15 protein-coding genes are annotated in these 18408 nt (G+C 63.8%); 9 read left to right on the top strand and 6 right to left on the bottom strand.

The features are described from left to right. Positions 1-253 precede the first annotated feature (253 nt). The 5 genes from NKG60_RS24225 to NKG60_RS24205 all read right to left on the bottom strand — a co-directional run bounded on the left by NKG60_RS24225 (position 254) and on the right by NKG60_RS24205 (position 6522). Positions 254-718 (bottom strand): Ros/MucR family transcriptional regulator, encoded by a 465-nt coding sequence (locus tag NKG60_RS24225; protein WP_352669322.1) that lies wholly within the window; start codon positions 716-718, stop codon positions 254-256. 164 nt (positions 719-882) lie between these two features. Beyond that, positions 883-1587 carry an ROK family protein gene (locus NKG60_RS24220; protein ID WP_352669325.1) on the bottom strand — a complete coding sequence of 235 codons (705 nt, stop codon included), beginning with the start codon at positions 1585-1587 and terminating at the stop codon, positions 883-885. 19 nt (positions 1588-1606) lie between these two features. Further along, the gene (gene zwf, locus NKG60_RS24215) at positions 1607-2983 is read right to left on the bottom strand and encodes a glucose-6-phosphate dehydrogenase (RefSeq protein ID WP_352669327.1); all 1377 of its coding nucleotides are present in this window, start codon (positions 2981-2983) and stop codon (positions 1607-1609) included. A 22-nt stretch (positions 2984-3005) separates the two neighbouring features. Further along, entirely contained in the window at positions 3006-4022 is a 1017-nt protein-coding gene (gnd, locus tag NKG60_RS24210) for a phosphogluconate dehydrogenase (NAD(+)-dependent, decarboxylating) (RefSeq protein ID WP_352975770.1), read from the bottom strand. Between the two features lie 100 nt (positions 4023-4122). Continuing rightward, positions 4123-6522 (bottom strand): glucan 1,4-alpha-glucosidase, encoded by a 2400-nt coding sequence (locus NKG60_RS24205; RefSeq protein WP_352669333.1) that lies wholly within the window; start codon positions 6520-6522, stop codon positions 4123-4125. A gap of 218 nt (positions 6523-6740) precedes the next feature. Here NKG60_RS24205 and NKG60_RS24200 point away from each other — a divergent pair, with 218 nt between their 5' ends. The 5 genes from NKG60_RS24200 to NKG60_RS24180 all read left to right on the top strand — a co-directional run bounded on the left by NKG60_RS24200 (position 6741) and on the right by NKG60_RS24180 (position 13436). After that, positions 6741-7754, top strand: coding sequence for an ABC transporter substrate-binding protein (locus NKG60_RS24200; protein ID WP_352669335.1), 1014 nt, complete (start codon positions 6741-6743; stop codon positions 7752-7754). Between the two features lie 47 nt (positions 7755-7801). Then, the gene (locus tag NKG60_RS24195; protein ID WP_352669338.1) at positions 7802-9322 is read left to right on the top strand and encodes a sugar ABC transporter ATP-binding protein; all 1521 of its coding nucleotides are present in this window, start codon (positions 7802-7804) and stop codon (positions 9320-9322) included. A 1-nt stretch (position 9323) separates the two neighbouring features. Further along, positions 9324-10298: an ABC transporter permease gene (locus NKG60_RS24190; protein ID WP_352669339.1), complete on the top strand. Its 975-nt coding sequence runs from the start codon at positions 9324-9326 to the stop codon at positions 10296-10298. Positions 10299-10300: 2 nt separating this feature from the next. Continuing rightward, the gene (locus NKG60_RS24185) at positions 10301-11248 is read left to right on the top strand and encodes an ABC transporter permease (protein ID WP_352867936.1); all 948 of its coding nucleotides are present in this window, start codon (positions 10301-10303) and stop codon (positions 11246-11248) included. Positions 11249-11366: 118 nt separating this feature from the next. Beyond that, positions 11367-13436: a 3-hydroxyacyl-CoA dehydrogenase NAD-binding domain-containing protein gene (locus NKG60_RS24180; protein ID WP_352867938.1), complete on the top strand. Its 2070-nt coding sequence runs from the start codon at positions 11367-11369 to the stop codon at positions 13434-13436. Positions 13437-13444: 8 nt separating this feature from the next. On the opposite strand, the gene NKG60_RS24175 is transcribed toward NKG60_RS24180, so the two are convergent. Then, a complete protein-coding gene (locus NKG60_RS24175) occupies positions 13445-14257 on the bottom strand; it encodes a helix-turn-helix domain-containing protein (RefSeq protein WP_352669345.1) in 813 nt (270 codons plus the stop codon). A gap of 114 nt (positions 14258-14371) precedes the next feature. On the opposite strand from NKG60_RS24175, the gene NKG60_RS24170 reads away from it, so the two are divergent. The 4 genes from NKG60_RS24170 (at position 14372) to NKG60_RS24155 (ending at position 18398) form a co-directional block, all read left to right on the top strand. Beyond that, positions 14372-15502: an ABC transporter ATP-binding protein gene (locus tag NKG60_RS24170; protein WP_352669348.1), complete on the top strand. Its 1131-nt coding sequence runs from the start codon at positions 14372-14374 to the stop codon at positions 15500-15502. Continuing rightward, on the top strand, positions 15483-16646 hold the full coding sequence (locus NKG60_RS24165; RefSeq protein WP_352669351.1) for an ABC transporter substrate-binding protein: 1164 nt from the start codon (positions 15483-15485) through the stop codon (positions 16644-16646). Before NKG60_RS24170 ends, NKG60_RS24165 begins: the two co-directional genes overlap by 20 nt. Before the next feature lie 76 nt (positions 16647-16722). Continuing rightward, positions 16723-17586: an ABC transporter permease gene (locus NKG60_RS24160; protein ID WP_352669354.1), complete on the top strand. Its 864-nt coding sequence runs from the start codon at positions 16723-16725 to the stop codon at positions 17584-17586. After that, positions 17586-18398, top strand: coding sequence for an ABC transporter permease (locus NKG60_RS24155; protein WP_352669357.1), 813 nt, complete (start codon positions 17586-17588; stop codon positions 18396-18398). Before NKG60_RS24160 ends, NKG60_RS24155 begins: the two co-directional genes overlap by 1 nt. The last annotated feature ends 10 nt before the right edge of the window (positions 18399-18408 follow it).

Below are 18408 nucleotides of genomic sequence, written 5' to 3'. Positions count from 1 at the left end.
TCATTCAACCCTCCTTCGGCTTTTCCGGCCGAAATAGAATCGAGCTTCGCCGCAAAGCGCAACCCAGATGTGTGAATGCGATAGGTGAAGGACGGGGAGAGGGGTCGCCAGCGTTGCGGCCAAGCCCCTTCTCCCCGTTCTTTACGGGGAGAAGTGCCCGGCAGGGCGATGAGGGGCAGCGCCACGATGGCAATTGGTGCTGCTACGGGATGCAGAGACCGCCGTTCGCAGGCCGATCAAATACCAACGAAGCCTAAGCCGTCGCCTTGGCCTTCCTGCCTCTGCCCTTGACGGGCGCGGGCGGGGCGGCTTTGCGGCCGAGGCCGATCGCCTTGGCGAGCTGCGAACGCGAGGCCGCGTAGTTGGGGGCGACCATCGGGTAGTCGGACGGCAGGCCCCATTTGGCGCGATAGGCGTCTGGCGTCAGGCCGAAATGAACGCCGATATGGCGCTTCAAGGATTTGAACTTCTTGCCGTCCTCGAGACAGATAATGTAGTCCGGCGTCACCGATTTCTTGGGATTGACGGCAGGCGTCAGCGGCGCGGCGACCGGCACTGCCGGTTGCCCGAGCCCGCTTATGGAAGCGCTGACGCTGGCGATGAGATCGCCGAGGCCGGAAGCCGGCAAGCGGTTCTTCTCGACATATGCGGAGACGATATGGGCGGTCAGCTCGAGCAGGTCGATGTCTTTGCGAGCGTTGTTGGTGTCGTCGATCAATCTATTTCTCCGTCCGTGGGGGTCGCAGAAATTCCTAGTCGGCAAATCTGCGCAATGCAATGACGCCGCACCACGTCACACATTATTTTGAATAATAATACTAACGGCAGCGCGGGATTAACAACCCTGAGCCGGTGCTCGATAATATCAGACAATCAGCAATATCAGATAATCAGGGATTTGTCGCGCCACAGTCGAAATCCGCCTTCGAAGGCGCGTGTGTTGTCGCCGCGTCTGCAATCGGCGGGCAAGTCGGTGAGTTCATCGACATTGCCGCCGCCGATGACCACGTAATCCGGCTGCATGGCGGTGCGAAGCCGGTCGACGACGTCGAAGACGTATTTGCGCCATTTCTTCTTGCCGCGCTTTTGCAGGCCGCGTTCGCCGACATAGTCTTCGAAACTGCCGCGCTTCTTGTAGGGAAGATGGGCAAGCTCCATCGGCTGGGCGACGTTATCGACGATCATCGCGGCGCCCAGGCCGGTGCCGAGGCCAAGGAACAGCATGCGGCCGCCCTCATAACTGCCGATGGCCTGCATAAGCGCATCGTTGACGACTTTCACCGGCTTGCCGAACTCAGCGGCGAAATCGCAGCCGACCCAGCCCTTGCCGAGATTGGCGGGTTCGATCAAAGGCCGGTTGTGGTACGCCGGGCCCGGATAGCCCATCGAGACGACATCGTAGTGCAGCCCTTCGGCGAGCGTCTTCACCGCCGCGACCATCTGCTGCGGCGTCAGCTCCGGTCCGGAAGCGGTTCTGCGCTCCTCTGCGGCGGCGCTGGTGCGGATCTTGACGTGCGAGCCGCCGATATCGATCGCAAGCACGATCTTTTCGGCATCGGGTGCCGGTTGCTTTACTGCTTTCGCCATGGCCGTCGCCTCCCAGAAATCATGTCGCTGGATTGATCCAGCCGTTCGGCGGCCCGAATCCAGCCATGGCTTCGGCCGGCCCCCATGTCTTTGGCGCGTAGACGGGAGGCGGCGTGGTGTCGCCGAGCACCGGGCCGACGATGCGCCAGGCGAGCTCGCTGGCGTCCTGGCGGGTGAACAGCTGGCCGTTGCCGTTCATGGCGTCGCCGATCAACCGCTCGTAAGGCGGCATGTCGCCCTTCGAATCGTCGAGCGCGGTGAGCTCGACCTGTTCGCCGACCATGTCGTCGCCGGGTGCCTTGCGCCGGGCTCCGATCGAGATCGCCACCTGCGGATCGATGCGGAAGCGCACGTGATTGCAGTCGCCGGGCTTGATTGGATCGAAGACGTCGAGCGGCGGCCGCTTCAGCCGCACGATGACCTCGGTGGCGTGCACCGGCAGGGATTTGCCGGCGCGGATGAAGAACGGCACATCCTGCCAGCGCCAGGTATCGACGAAAAAGCGCACCGCCGCGAAGGTCTCGACCGGCGAGTTCGGCGCCACGCCCGGCTCGTTGAGATAGCCGTCGAACTGGCCGCGCACGACATCGTCCCTGGTCAGCGTCCGGATCGCCCGCAGCACCTGCACCTTCTCGTCGATCAGATCGTCGGCCGAGCGGCCGACCGGCGGCTCCATGGCGAGCAGCAACAGGATATTGAGCAGGTGGTTTTCGATGACGTCGCGGATGCAGCCGACCTCGTCATAGAAGCGGCCGCGCCCCTCGACACCGAAATCCTCGGCCATGGTGATCTGCACGCTCTCGACGTAATTGCGGTTCCAGATCGGCTCGAGGAAGGAATTGGCGAATCGGAAATAGAGCAGGTTCTGGATCGCCTCCTTGCCGAGATAGTGGTCGATGCGAAAGATCGACTTCTCGTCGAAGACCAGATGCAGCACCCGGTTCAGCCAGCGCGCCGACTGCAGATCGTGGCCGAATGGCTTTTCCACCATCAGGCGCGCGCCTTGGGCGGCGCCCGACTGCTCCAGCCCCTGGACGACCACCTCGAACATCGGCGGCGGCACCGCCAGATAGTGCAGCGGCCGCTCAGCGCTGCCGAGCGCGGTCTTCAGCTTCTCGAAGGTCGCAGGCGCCCGGTAGTCGCCGCTGACATAGCGCAGCAGCGATGCAAGCCTGGCAAAGATATTGTCGTCGATGCTGCCCAAGGCGTTGACGATGCCGTCGCGGGCGCGCGCCTGCAGCTTGGCGAGGTCCCAGGGATCGAAGGCAACGCCGATCACCGGCTCGTTCAGCGTCCCCTTGGCCACCATGGCGTAAAGGGCAGGGAAGATCTTCTTGTGGGCGAGATCGCCGGTGGCGCCGAAAAGCACCAGCGTGTCCGATCGTTCCTGGCTCATGAGCGTGCCTCCCTGTCGCCCGTCACGCGCCGGCCTTGGGTTTTTCGACATGGCCGCCAAAGGCATAGCGCATGGCGGACAGAAGCTTGTCGGCGAATTCGGATTCGCCTTGCGAGGAGAACCTGTCGAACAGCGCCGAGGACAGCACCGGCGCCGGCACGCCGGTGTCGATCGCCGCCTTCAGCGTCCAGCGGCCTTCACCGGAATCCGAGACCCGCCCGCCGAACTGCGTCAGCGACGAATCGGCCTTCAGCACGCCGGCCGTCAGGTCGAGCAGCCACGAGCCGATGACGCTGCCATGCCGCCAGACCTCCGCCACCTCAGCGATGTCGATGTCGAACTGGTAATATTGCGGGTTTTCGAGCGGGCTGGTTTCGGCGTCGGCGGTGCGCTGCCTTTTGCCGGCATTTGCCGACTTCAGGATGTTCATGCCCTCGGCATAGGCGGCCATGACGCCGTATTCGATGCCGTTATGGACCATCTTGACGAAATGGCCGGCGCCGCTTGGTCCGCAGTGGAGATAGCCGAAGGGCGCGGTTCCAGCATCCTTGGCAGGGACGGGCGAAGCGGCGTCGACGCCGGGCGCCAGCGTTGCGAAGACCGGGTCGAGATGCTGGACCGCGCTGTCGGGGCCGCCGATCATCAGGCAGTAGCCGCGCTCGAGGCCCCAGACGCCGCCGCTGGTGCCGACATCGACATAGCTCAAGCCTTTCAAGGCGAGGCGCGCGGCGTGGTCGACGGCCTCGTGATAATAGGAATTGCCGCCGTCGATGATGATGTCGCCAGGTTCCATCAACGCGGCCACCTGGTCGACGATCCTGCCGGTGATCGCCGCCGGCAGCATCAGCCAGGCGCTGCGCGGCTTCGCCAGCTTGCCGACGAACTCCTCCATCGAGGCGGCTCCGACCGCGCCGGCGCTCACAAGCGCGGCGACGCTCGCCGGGTTGATATCGTAGACGACGCATTCGTGGCCATCACGCAGCAGGCGCCGAACCATGTTGGCGCCCATCCGGCCCAGTCCCATCATTCCTGTCTGCATGGTCTTGTCCTGCCTTACTTGAGGGATCGATGATCTAGTGGCGCTGTTATTGAAGCATGATCTTTTCCGAAAACCGGTCTCCACTTTGCGGGATCATGCTCTATCCGGTATCGCCGATGCCGACAGAAAAATCAGCGTTCTCCCAACCGTCGGCATCGGACCAGAAGAATGTGAAGACAATGCTATTGCCCGGAGCAAGCTCGGCAACCGGCAATTCCGCAAGATGGATGCCGAAAGCGTTCGCGGCGGTCTCGGTGTCATGGACGGTTGCCCAATTGTCGCTGCTCCAATGAACCACCGCCCGGGCCAGAAGTTCGATGCGCAGCGCCTTGCCTGTCGGCATGGTACGGATCTTGTGGTTGAAGCGCCATGCCCTGAAGCGCGACACTGTCCTGCCCTCGATATAGCGCTTGACGCCTTGCGGCGGCATGTCGAACACCGTGCCGTCGCGCAGCGACCGCAGCAGCTTGATGTGCTCGGAATGCGCCCAGACCAGCGGCTTGGCGCTGCCGGAGGGCCCGCCATGCCGCAATTCGCGCTCCGGCATGTCCGGACCATCCCAGACCTGCTCCGGCAGCAGGCCGCCCGGTCCGGCAGAGTTCTCGAACGTCCTGAGCAGGCTTGCCGCGCTGTCCTCGCGTCCGGCCGCCAGCTCGTAATGGGCGCGCTCGCCGACCAGAAGAGGCCAGGGCCGACCCTGGCCGGTTCCATCGAAGGGTGCGCCGTCGGCATGCTCGCCATAGCCATCGCCATTGTAGCGGTACCAGAGCGGGCCCTGCGGCAGTTCGCAGCGCAATTGCGCGTCGATGACCTTGACCGTGTCGAGGATGCGCGGATCGTCGGCTGCCCTCAAGCCGAAGCGGACCAGCGCCAGCGCATCCGGGCTAACAATCGCTTCGGCCGGCCGATCCGTATCGCCGGGTGGGCGGTTCTTGATCGGCACAAAGCCGTCCTTCGGCGATGCCGCGCCGGCGGTGTCGGGCGGGGCGATGCGGACATAATAGCCTTCGACGCCGGCTTGCTCGCATGCGGCGGTGCCGGCGACGTAGGTCCAGCGCTCGGTCTGATCGTTCCAGACATCGGCAGTCTCGCGCAGATAGTTTGCCGGCTCTGTTTTGCCGGCGGCATCGAACATGTCGGCAGCCGCAAGCAGCGCGGCGATCTCGACCGCAAGCGTGAACGGGCTGTAGCCGGCGTCTTCTTCCCAGCGGTCCTCGCCGGTGACCGGGCCATTGCGAACGACATAGGCGGCAGCGCGCTCGATCATCGGCATGAAGGAGGAGAGTACCGCAGCCGGCAAATGCCCGGCGCGGCGCAGCGCGTCGGCGAGCAGCAGCGGGAAGGCGCATTCGTCCATCTGGATGCCCGGCCAATAGACCGATCCGTCGAGCCAGGCGTTCTGCGGCCAATGGCCGTCCGGCTGCTGGATCGCGCGCAGATAGCCAAGGATGCGCAAGGCTTCCGCCGGGTCGCCGGCGGCGAGGAAGCCGCCGGCGGTTTCGACCAGATCGCGCGGCCAGACCAGGTGATAGCCGCCGAGATCGTCGTCGCCCTTGTTGAAGCCCCACGGGATCGACAGGCTGGCAACCGCGGCTCCCGCCGACGACCGGTGTGTAGCCAGCACAGCCGTGCTGAGGCGGTAGCTGTTGAGGCAGGACGCCGCATGCCGGTCCAGCGGCAGCAATCCGGCCTGCCATTGGCGCCATTTGTCGATGTAGGATCTGGCTGCGGGCCCAAAACCTTGCCTCAGGCTGGCGAAAGCCGTTTCCGCCGCCTGTTGCGGCGTCGTGCCGAAGCCGAGCGCCAGCAATATTTTTGGGTTCGCGGCCGAAAAGCCGATCTCGCCGGTCAGCGCGACATTGCCGTCCTCGGCCCTGCGGCAGGCCGGATCGAGCCGGCCGCCTTGACGAAGCTGCTGCCAGCCGTCGGAGACGCCGACATAGCCGGCCGAGCACGCCTTCCACGGCAGCGACGAGGCGAGCGCCAGGCAGGTGCCGCGTCCCGATGCAAACAGGACAGGCTGTCCTTCATGGTCGCCGATCCAGGCGGTGTTGCCCATGCCGGCGTTAACGAGGTGTGGAGCCAGCAGCGCGTGGACGCGGTAGTCGGCGGCAGCGCCTTTGAGCGGCGTGAACATGATCTCCTGCAGCAGGACGGGACGTTCCGGATCCGTCAGGATGCGCTTTTCGATCCGGTAGGTTCCATCGCTTGCGGTGTTGACCAGCCGGTAGGCGGGCACCGCGTCCTCGAGGGGTTCGATGTGATGCTCGGCGTCGCGCTTTTCTTCCGAGAAATAGCCGTCGGGTCCGGTGACGATCAGCCCCAGATCGCGGGTGCAGGCGCTATCGAGGCGGGGATAGTAGATCTCGTTGAGGATACCGTGGCTGATGGTGAACCAGATCGGGCAGGCCAGCGAGAGCGCGGTGCCGACGCCGCTCTTGGCGCTCGACGTCCAGCGCGCCGGAATGCCGGGTGCACCCGGGGCAAGATTCGCTGCCATTCAATCGATCTCCAGTGCCATCCCTAGACCAGGAGTCGAACCGGTTTCAATGATTGCACCGCAAGTTGATCGCCGGCCATGGATTGCTGTTGACAGCTTGTCGCCTATCTGCATTTGTCTGATAATAGATAAAAAACAAGATTGTGAGCGTATCAGCCATTACCCACCAGCCAGCCATTAACCACCAGTAAGACAGCAACTCACGGGAGGAGTATGACATGAAGAAAATATTCGTTTTGGGCGCCCTTGCGGCAATGCTCGCCGCAGGCACCGCGCTTGCCGACACCAGCGGCAAGAAGATCGCCTTCTCCAACAATTACGCCGGCAATTCGTGGCGGCAGGCGATGCTGGACAGCTACGCCATCGTCACCAAGAAGGCGGTTGCCGACAAGGTAGTCGGCGCCGCGGACGTCTTCACGACGGCCGACAAGGAAGTGCCGACGCAAGCAGCCCAGGTGCAGAACCTGATCCTGCAGGGCTATGACGCGATCGTGATCAACGCGGCGTCTCCGGATGCGCTCAACGGCGCCATCAAGCAGGCCTGCGACGCCGGCATCGTCGTCGTCTCCTTCGACGGCATCGTCACCGAACCCTGCGCCTACCGCGTCGTCGTCGACTTCAAGGACATGGGCAAGCAGGAAGTCGAGCAGATGGCCAAGTTCCAGCCGAAGGGCGGCAACCTGCTGGAAATCCGCGGCCTCGCCGGCACCTCGATCGACGATGCCATCCATGCCGGCATCCTCGAAGGTGTCGCCGCCCACCCCGAGTTCAAGATCGTCGGCTCGGTGACCGGCGACTGGGACCAGACCACGGCACAGAAGGCCGTCGCGACGATCCTGCCGTCGCTGCCGGATGTGGTCGGTGTCGTCGACCAGGGCGGTGACGGCTACGGCGCGGCGCAGGCCTTCGCCGCCGCCGGCAAGCCACGCCCGACCATCATCATGGGCAATCGCCAGGACGAGTTGCAGTGGTGGAAGGAGCAGAAGGAAAAGGACGGTTACCAGACCTGGTCGGCATCGATCGCACCGGGCGTATCGACGCTTGCCTTCTGGGTGGCGCAGCAGGTGCTCGACGGCCGCACCGACGTGCCGCACGACCTGCTGGTGCCCTATCTTGCCTTCACGCAGGACGATTTCGAGACCGCACTGCCGAAGATTCCGAAGGGCGGCGTCGCCAGCCACGAATACACGCAGGAAGACGCCATCGCGGCGATCAAGGCCAACATCAAGTGAGCATGGCACTATTGTTGCCGCCACAGATAACCGGGTATCGTTGAGGGATGCCCGAGGCCAATGCAGACATCATCAGGCCTGACGGCGCCGTAAAACCTTTCGGCGCCGTCAGTTTGGACATCATAAGACTGGACGGCGCCGAAAAACATTTCGGTGCCGTCAGGGCGCTTGCCGGTGTCGATTTCAGCGTTCGTGCCGGAGAATGCGTCGGTCTCGTCGGCCATAACGGTGCCGGGAAATCGACGCTCATGCATATGGTGGCGGGCACGCTTACCCCGGACGGCGGGCGGATCGCGGTCCGCGGCGGCGTCGAGGCAAGTTATTCGGTGCCGCGCGCACAGCAGCTCGGCATACGCTGCGTTTTCCAGGAACTGTCGCTCTGCCCGAACCTCAGCGTCGCCGAGAACACGCGGATCAACCACGCGTCGCTTAATGGCTTCGGCTGGCGGCGCAAGGCGGCCGATCTGATCGCCGCCAAGCTCGACGAGATCTTCCCCGGCCACAGCATCTCGGCATCCGACATCGTCGGCGACCTTTCCATCACCAGCCGGCAGATGGTGGAGGTGGCACGCGCCTTCACGGTCACGCAGGAGCCGCTCGAACTGGTCATCCTCGACGAGCCGACCTCCTCGCTCGATGCGCATACCGCGGGCCAGCTGCTGGCGTTCGTGCGCCGCTTCATCGCCGCCGGCAAGAGCTGCATCCTGATCTCGCATGTGCTGGGCGAAGTGCTCGGAAACGCCGACCGCATCGTGGTGATGCGCGACGGCAAGGTGGTCGCCGCCGGACAGGCCTATCAATTCGACCGCGACAGGCTGGTGACGGCGATGGGCGGAGCGGAGGCGCGCGAGAAGGCCGCCGCAGAGATTGCGAGCGGCAAGCCGGAGCCCGGTCCGCTGCGGGTCCGGGCGCGTCCGGCGCGACAGCAGGACGGCAACGAGCTTGTCGCCCATGCCGGTGAGATCATCGGCCTTGCCGGACTTGCCGGGCATGGGCAGACCGACCTTTTGCTGGCGATCTTTGCCGCGGCTTCGCGTGCCAAAACCGGCATCGAGGTCACCGCGCCGGTGGCGCTGGTTGCCGGCGACCGCCAGTCGGACGGCATTTTTCCGCAATGGTCGATTGCCGAGAACATCGGCATCCGTTCGCTTGCGCGATTGCGCAACGGCCTCTTGATCTCGCCGCAGCGCGAAGCCGAGCTCGCCGAGTTGTGGCAGCGGAAAATCGGCATCCGTACGCCCGACATGAACAACAACATCTTCTCGCTGTCCGGCGGCAACCAGCAGAAGGCGCTGTTCGCGCGGGCGCTCGGCTCCGACGCCAAGATCGTGCTGATGGACGATCCGATGCGCGGCGTCGACATCGGCACCAAGCTCGAAGTCTACGACCTGGTGCGCGAGGAGGCTCGCCATGGCCGCACTTTCCTCTGGTATACCACCGAAACCGAAGAGCTCGACAATTGCGACCACATCTATGTGTTCAAGAACGGCCGGATCGTCGCCAACCTTCGTCGCGACGAACTGACGGAGGAAAAGATCATCCAGTCCTCGTTCGGCGACGCGGCCTGAGATGACAGCGGTATCCATCGAGAATGGGCTAAAATCTTCGGCTCGCGCCACGAGGCGGGCGCGCATGCTGCGCAGCCTGCTGCCGGCACTGTCGCTGGCGCTGGTGCTCATCGCCATCGCCTGGCTCAACCCGCGCGCCATCAGCTACTTCGGTTTCAGCCTGATGCTCAATCTGGCGATCCCGATCGCGCTGGCGACGATCGCGCAGATGTTCGTCATCGCCGGCAACGAGCTCGATCTGTCGATCGGCACCTTTGTCGGCTTCGTCGGCTGCGTGACGGCGACATGGCTGAAGGACGCGCCGCTGCTCGGCGTCATCATCCTGCTCGGGTCGATCGGTGTCTACGCGCTGCTCGGCGCGCTGATCCATTTGCGCAACCTGCCCTCTATCGTGGTGACGCTCGGCATGAGTTTTGTCTGGCAGGGCATGGCCATCCTCATCCTGCCGAAGCCCGGCGGCAAGGCGCCGGACTGGCTGCTGGCGCTGATGGCCTTCAAGCCACCCTTCATTCCGTTCCCGATCATCGCCGCATTGCTGATCGCGGCCGTCGTCCACTTTGGCCTGATGCGCACTTCCTATGGCGTCATCCTGCGCGGATCGGGCGGCAATTCAGCTGCATTGAAGCGCGCCGGCTGGTCGCTGCTGCGCACCAAGATCGCGCTGTTTGCGCTGACCGGCCTGTTCGGCGTTTTGTCCGGCATGGCGCTGATCGGCATCACCACCTCGGCCGATGCCAATATCGGCAATGGCTACACGTTGCTTTCGATCGCCGGCGTCATCCTCGGCGGCGGCGAGTTCGTCGGCGGCCGGGTGTCGCCGATCGGCGCCGTCATCGGCGCGCTGACGCTGGCGCTGGCGGCATCGCCGCTCTTGACCTTCATGCACATTCCGCCCGACTGGCAGGTCGCCGCCAATGGCGCCATCCTGATCATCGTGCTGGCGGCGCGGGTGCTGATCAGCCGCAGGGAGAGGTGAGCATGGCCTCGCTGCGGACACTGCTCGCCAGACCCTGGATCTGGTCGTTCTTCGGGGCGCTGCTGGTATGGCTGGCGACCATCGCCTTCACCGGCGGCTATGGCGGCGGCGGCATGATCACGGCGGCGCTGTCGCTCGCCGTCTTCACCGTCATCGTCGGCGTCGGGCAGATGTTCGTCATCACGCTCGGGCCGGGCAATGTCGACCTGTCGCTGCCGGCCAATATCGGCCTTGCCAGCGCCGTCGCCATGAAGGTCATGGACGGCAATGATGCGATGATCGCGGTCGGACTGCTGGCAGCGCTTGCCTGCGGCATGGCGATCGGCGCCGTCAACTACCTGCTGATCTGGGCGCTGCGCATTCCGCCGATCATCGCGACGCTGTCGGCCAGCTTCGTCATCCAGTCGGTCGATATCAGCTATGGGCGCGGCTTGCAGATCAAGCCGCCGCCGGGCTTTGCCGATTTCACCAACTGGCAGGTGTTCGGCATCCCGGTGCTGGCGATCCTAACCGTGCTGTTCACCATCGGCGCCGGCATCGTTTTGCAGCGCATGATTTACGGACGCTCGGTGCTGGCGATCGGCCAGAACATCCGCGCCGCCTGGCTGGCAGGCGTCAAGGTCGGCCGCACCCGCTTCCTTACCTACACGCTGTCGGGCGCGCTCGGCGGCCTCGACGGCGCACTGCTCGCCGGTTATTTCCGCGGCGCCAACGTCGATATCGGCAATGAGTATCTGCTGGCCTCGATCGCGGTCGTTGTCATCGGCGGCACGTCGGTGGCGGGCGGCAAGGCCAATGTGCCGGGGGTCTGGGGCGCGGCGCTGTTCCTGGTGCTGCTGTTGACCATGCTCAACACGTTCGGCGTCAGCGTCGGCGTCCGCCTGGTGCTGACAGGGCTGATCATCGTCGGCGTCATTACCGCCGCCGGTGGGCAGAAAGCGCTGCGCTGAGGCAAGGACACCGACGGCGCGAGGATATCGATCCGGCCCGCAACACGTGGTTCCCATCCGCATGCCAGCGCTGTAAATCCCGTCGCGATATTGGCCAACATCATTGCATGAGGTTTGCGTGTCCGATTTCGTCAGCACTACAAGACACGGCAACGTCGCGCTGGTGAGCATCGACAATCCACCTGTCAACGCGCTGAGCTTCCATGTGCGCGAGCCGCTGATGCGGGCGCTCGTTTCCCTGCGCGACGAGCCGTCGGTGGGAGCAATCGTGATAGCATGCGCCGGGCGGACCTTCGTCGCCGGCGCCGACATCACCGAATTCGGCAGGCCGGCACAGCAGCCGGAATTGCGCGCCATTGTCGCCGTGCTGGAAACCATCACCAAGCCGACGGTCGCCGCCATTCACGGCACTGCGCTCGGCGGCGGCCTGGAACTGGCGCTCGGCTGCCATTTCCGTGTTGCCGACCGAGCGGCAAGGCTCGGCCTGCCGGAAGTCAAGCTCGGCCTGCTGCCGGGCGGCGGCGGCACGGTTCGCCTGCCGCGCTTGGTTGGTCCGCTGAAGGCACTCAGCATGATCGTTTCGGGAACGCCGGTCGGTGCGGCCGAGGCGCTCGCCGACGGCCTGGTGGATGCCGTCTTCGATGGCGACCTGATCGCGCAAGCGGTGAGTTTTGCGGCAGACATGGCCGCCAAAGGCGGTCTCTTCACGCCGGTGCGCGATCGCAACGATCGCCTCGACCAGGCCGACTTGCCGGCTTTCGACAAGCAGGCCGCAGCGCTTGCGGGCAAAGCGCGCGGTCTCGAGGCGCCGATCGCCTGTGCGCAGTCGGTCCGCAACGCCCTGACGCTGCCCTGCGACGAAGCGCTGGCGGCGGAGCGCGACCTGTTTCTCAAGCTTGTCGCCGGTGACCAATCACGCGCGCAGCGGCATTTGTTCTTCGCAGAACGTGAGGCGGCAAAGATTGCCGGCAAGGATGTCGTCAGGCGCAAGATCGCCCGGGTCGGCGTCATCGGGGCCGGCACGATGGGCGGTGGCATCGCCATGGCGTTCGCCAATGGCGGTCTTCCCGTAACCTTGCTGGAAACGACGCAGGAGGCGTTGCAGCGCGGACTGGCGACGATCAACAAGAATTATGCCGTTTCCGTCACCCGCGGATCGCTGAGCGAAGACGCCAAGCGCCAGCGGCTTGGGTTGTTCAAGGGTTCCACCGACTATGCCGACCTCGCCGATTGCGATCTGATCGTCGAGGCCGTGTTCGAGGAAATGGCGGTCAAGAAGGAGGTATTCGGCAGGCTCGATGCCGTGGCCAAACCGGGCGCGATCCTCGCCACCAACACCTCCTATCTCAACGTCAACGAAATCGCCGCTTCGACGTCGCGGCCGCAAGATCTCCTCGGCATGCATTTCTTTTCGCCGGCTAACGTCATGAAGCTTTTGGAAATCGTCCGCGCCGACAAGACTTCACCCGACGTGCTGGCGACCATCGTCGATCTGGCACGGCGGATCGGCAAGGTGCCGGTCGTCGTCGGCGTCTGCCACGGCTTCGTCGGCAACCGCATGCTGGCTGCGCGCGGTGCGGAACTGGAGACGCTTCTGCTGGAAGGTGCAATGCCGCGCCAGGTCGACCAGGTGTTCACCGATTTCGGCTGGCCGATGGGGCCGTTCGAGATGAGCGATCTCGCCGGCCTCGACATAGGCTGGCGCAACCGCAAGGCGCGTGGCCAGACGGCCGTGATCGCCGATGCGTTGTGCGAACAGGGGCATTTCGGCCAGAAGACCGGCAGCGGCTTCTATCGCTATGAGAACGGTTCGCGCACGCCGCTGCCCGATCCCGAGGTCGAGGCGCTGATCCGCAACAAGGCTGCCGAACGCGGCATTGCACCGCGCGCGATCGGCGCCGAGGAGATCATCGAGCGGACGGTCTATCCGATGATCAATGAGGGCGCCAAAATCCTCGAGGAAAAGATTGCCGCCCGGGCCTCCGATATCGACGTCGTCTGGGTCAACGGCTATGGCTTCCCGGTCGGCAAGGGCGGACCGATGTTCTGGGCAAGCCTCGAAGGCGTGGACAAGATCATCCGGCGGCTGGATCACTGTTACCAGCAGACCGGCAAGGACGTCTTTCGGGTGGCGCGCCGGCTCAGGCAGATGGCTGAAACTGGTTCCTGGGACGGCGCTGCCGGCTGAACTTGGGACTACCGAATCCGAGTGTCCATGATCTCGACAAAACGCGCGAACAGACCCGCCTGCGACTTTATCTTGAGCTTGCGGTAAATGTTGCGGCGATGGACTTTTACGGTTCCCGGCACGATGCGCATCGCCCTGGCAATCGATTCCGTGGAATGGCCCTGAAGCACCAGATCGACGACATGCTGTTCGCGCGGCGTGAGCGAAAGGCTCTTCCAGATGTGAGCACGTTCGAACTCGCTGACCGGAGCAATCGCCTCGTCTTGCTTCGTCCCAACCGGTCCGTCAGCCGGAAGGGTAGGCCAGCGCAGCCTGACGAGGCTGATCACCGCAGGCGCCATGTCGCGCAGCAACCTGGCATCGGCGGTTCCGAACGGCCCCGAAGCGCGCAATCGCATTAGCGAGACCACCAGCGCGTCCTTTCCCGGCAGCGGCACGAAGAAGCCGACCTCCTCCGCAAGCCTGGTCTGGCTGTAATAGGAGCGGTAATATTCGCTGGCATAGAAGCGGTCCGGCGCCAGTTCGCGCATGCGCCAAAAGCCTTCCTTGCGCTCGACTGCCGCATGGTGGAACGGATCGAGCAGATAAGGCCCTTCCTGATAGAGCGCGACGAAGACGTGGCTTTCGGCCGGCGAGAATGTCTCGAACAGCAGCGGCGGGCGTAAGGCGCCGCGATAGCCGAAGATCACGCAATGATCGAAGCTGACATGCTGGCGGAGCCAGGCGACCATTGCCTTGCCGAAAAGCTCGTCGCTCGTCTCCCGCGTCGCTGCGATGAGCGCAGCGAGCAGGCTGTATTCATCGCTGCGCGAAACGCCCAATTCATACCCCTCCAAACGAGAAAATAGACGAAATATACCACCTGGGAGGTATATACTAGCTGCCATTGGCTCTGATAGCGTTTCGAGGTTAGCTACCCGCAGGAGCCCGCAGCTTTGACCGCAGTGCCCGACATCGAGTTTCGCGGGGTCACCAAACGCTACGGCAGCGTGACCGCGGTCAGCGGCATCGATCTTGCCATCCCGCCGTCTGCCTTTGTCGCCTTGCTCGGGCCGTCCGGCTGCGGCAAGACAACCTGCTTGCGCATGATCGGTGGCTTCGAACAGCCAAGCGAAGGTGCGGTATTCATCCGTGGCCACGACATGGCCGGCACGCCGCCCTATCGGCGGCCGGTCAACATGGTGTTCCAGCAATATGCGCTGTTTCCGCATCTGGATGTGGAGGATAACGTCGCCTATGGCCTGCGACAGGCGCGGCCGCGCCTGTCGTCGCGGGAGATCAGCCTGAAGGCAGGCGAGGCGCTCGCCATGGTTCGGCTTGCCGGCTATGGACGCCGCAAGATCCATGAGCTTTCCGGCGGCCAGCAGCAGCGTGTCGCCCTGGCGCGGGCGCTGGTCAACAAGCCGGCGGTGCTGCTGCTCGACGAGCCCCTGGCGGCGCTCGACAAGAAGCTGCGCACCGACATGCAGATAGAGTTGCAGAACCTGCAGCGCGAAATCGGCATCACCTTCGTCCTGGTCACCCACGATCAGGAAGAGGCACTGTCGATGAGCGATTTCGTCTGCGTCATGAATGGCGGGCGCATCGTCCAGCTTGGGCAGCCGAGCGAAATCTATGACGAACCCGCCGACCTCTTCGTCGCCGACTTCGTCGGCAAGACCAATCTCTTGAGCGGCAAGGTCGTCGGGCTCTCGGGCAAGCTCGTCGAGGTGGCGCTCGCCGACGGCACAGTCATTGCCGCGCGCAAGCGCACTCCGCTAGCTCAGGGTGAAGCCGTTTCGGTCAGCCTGCGCCCTGAATCACTAAGCCTCGGCGCGCCCGGAAGCGGCCGGCTGGACGGCCTTGTCCGCAACCGGATCTTTCTCGGTTCGACCGCGGAATATGCAATCGAGGTCCAGGGCATCGGGACACTGCTCGCAAAGGCCGATCATCTGGTCGGCGGTGGAAATCTCTTCAAGCCGGGTGAACCCGTCGCCGTCGGCTTTACAGCCGGAACGCCGCTGGCGTTTCCGGAGAATAACGGGACCAACCAGAGGGAAAACAAAAATGTCGAAATCGTATCGTGACGGACTGCCGATAAGCCCTGAAAACTTCGTCGACCAATTGATGCGCCTCAAGCGCGGTTCCATCGGCCGCCGCGAGTTCCTTGGCCTCACCGGCCTAGGCATCGCAACGGCAGTAATGGCCCGCGAACTCGGCATCATGCCGTCGCCAGCCTTCGCCCAGGAGGGGCTTGGCGACCGCATGTCGATTGCCACCTGGCCCAATTATCACGACCCGGCGACGTTCGAGAATTTCAAGGCCGAGACCGGCGTTGCCGTCGAGGTCAACGTGTTCGGGTCAAACGAGGAGATGCTGGCCAAGCTGCAGGCCGGCGCCTCGGGCTGGAGCCTTTTCGTTCCGACCAACTACACGATCTCGACTTACAAGAAGCTTGGCATCATCGAAGCGCTCGATATGGCCAAGCTTGCCAATGATGACGGCTCGCAAGAAGACCCGCGCTTCACTGGGGAAGGCACCATCGACGGCGTGATCTACGCTGTGCCGAAGAATTGGGGCACCACCGGCTTTGCCGTCAACACCAAGAAACTGACCAAGCCGATGACGAGCTGGAAGGAATTCTGGGACACGGCCATGGCGGAGGGCGACGGCCGGGCCATGGTTCATGATTACCAGCTGACCACGATCGGCAACGCGCTGAAATATTTCGGCTTCTCGTTCAACTCGCTGAAGCCGGACGAACTCGCCAAGGCGGAGGAATTGCTGCTGAAGGTCAAGCCGCATCTGTTCGCGGTCTCCAGCGACTACCAGCCGTCGATGCGTGCCGGCGACGCCTGGATGACGATGTGCTGGACCAATGACGGGGCGCAGCTCCACCGCGACATCCCCGAAATCGCTTATGTGCTTGGCAAGGAAGGCGGCGAGATCTGGACCGACTTCTACGCAATCCCCAAGGATGCGCCGAACAAGCCTGCCGGCTATGCCTTGCTCAACTACTTGATGAACCCGAAAGTTGCGGTCAAGGAGCACCTGGCCAACGGTGCGCCTTCCACCGATGCGCGGGTCAATGCGCTGCTGCCCAAGGAGGTGCTGGACAATCCGATCCTCTATCCGGCGGTGGATCTGCTGAAGCCGCTCGAATTCGGTGCGGCTGCGACGCTAACCGATCCGGGCCGGGCCGAATTGATGGCACGCTTCAAGTCGGCTTGAACCGGGCGGGCCACAGGCTCGATGCAGGCAACTCCCCGGCGGACAGATGTCCGCCGGCACCGGGGCGGTTTTTTCAATGCGCAGCAATGCCCTTCGTCACAATCTCCTGACCGCCCTGCTGCTCGGTCCAGCAACCGCGTGGCTGGTGGTGTTTTTAGTTTTGCCGTTCGTGGCGATCGCCGTTTTCAGCGTCGGCGATCGGGCGCCGGAAGGCGGCTATCAGGCTGCTTTCACCTTGGCGCAATATGCCAATCTTCCGGCGCGGGCGACCGCCTTCTGGAACACCATGGTGCTGGCGCCGGCGGGCGCACTGGCCTGTCTTCTCGTTGCCTATCCGGTCGCCTATTACCTCGCTTTGCGCGCGCCGGAACGGTGGCGGCTGATCCTGCTGGCGCTTGTCGTCATCCCATTCTGGACCAGCCTGCTGATGCGAACTTATGCCTGGATGTATGTGCTTGGCGGGCGCGGCATCCCAGCTCTGCTGGCCTATGTCGGGATGGAGGACGTGCGGCTGATCAACACGCCGGGCGCGGTTCTACTCGGCATCGTCTATGGTTATCTGCCGCTGATGATCCTGCCGATCTATGTCAGCCTCGAGCGGCTCGACCGCCGCTTGCTGGAGGCCTCCGCCGATCTCGGCGCGACGCCGATCTCGACATTCCTCGGCGTGACGCTACGGCTGTCGCTGCCAGGTGTGATGACCGGCTTCTCGCTGGTCATGATCCTGCTGCTCGGCGAATATCTGATCCCGACGTTGCTCGGCGGCGGCAAGGTCTTCTTCATCGGCAACGCGCTGGTCGATCTGTTCCTGCAATCGCGAAACTGGCCATTCGGATCGGCAATCGCCATCACGCTTGTGGCTGTTTCCGTGGTCGTGCTGCTTGTCGCGAACCGCATTTCGACCCGGCTTTCGGGTGCCCGCCGGGTGGACCTGATCTGATGCGTGCCTTCGTCGTTGCGGTCTTTGCCTTTCTCTACCTGCCGATCGCGCTGGTGGTGCTGTTTTCGTTCAACGCCGGCCATCACGCCAGCGAGTTCACTGGCTTCTCTGTGCAATGGTACGGCAAGGCCCTGGCAAACCCGTTCCTGGTCGAAGCGTTGAAGAACAGCCTGTTCATCGCCACGACCAGCGCCTTGCTGGCGGCGCTGTGCGGCACGGCGGCCGCGCTTGGCCTGGCGCGTGTCGGCGCACGGACGCGAGCCGTGTTCGATGCGCTTTTGGGTGCTGCGATCGTCGTTCCTGGCGTCGTCATCGGCATCTCGACGCTTGTCGCGCTGGTCCAGCTATTCGGGGTGGTCAACCCGTTTGTCGCTTCACTGTGGCCGAACGACCAACCACCGCGTCTGGCGCTTGGCTATGGCTCGATCATCGCCGCGCACGGGCTGTTTTCGATGGCGCTGGTGGCGATGATTGTCGGCACGCGCCTCGGCAGCCTCGACCGCAATCTGGTCGAGGCCTCGAGCGATCTTTACGCCACCCCGCTGACGACGTTCCGCAGCATTGTGTTTCCGCAGATCATGCCGGCGGTGATCGCCGGCTTCCTGCTCGCCTTCACATTCTCCTTCGACGATTTCATCGTCGCTTTCTTCGTCGCCGGCGCACAGACGACATTGCCGATCTATGTCTTTGCCTCGATTCGGCGCGGGGTCACGCCGGAGATCAATGCCATTGCGACGATCGTTCTTGTCGCCTCCGTTCTGCTCGTGGTGCTTGCCCAATGGCAGTTGCGGCAACGAAAACCATCACACTGAAAGACAAAAA

Origin of the sequence: Mesorhizobium sp. M1428 (assembly GCF_040317515.1) — a bacterium.
In the GTDB taxonomy this organism is placed as follows: domain Bacteria; phylum Pseudomonadota; class Alphaproteobacteria; order Rhizobiales; family Rhizobiaceae; genus Mesorhizobium.
The sequence above is the reverse complement of the archived record's forward strand: the minus strand, read 5'-3'. Positions and strand labels throughout refer to the sequence as shown.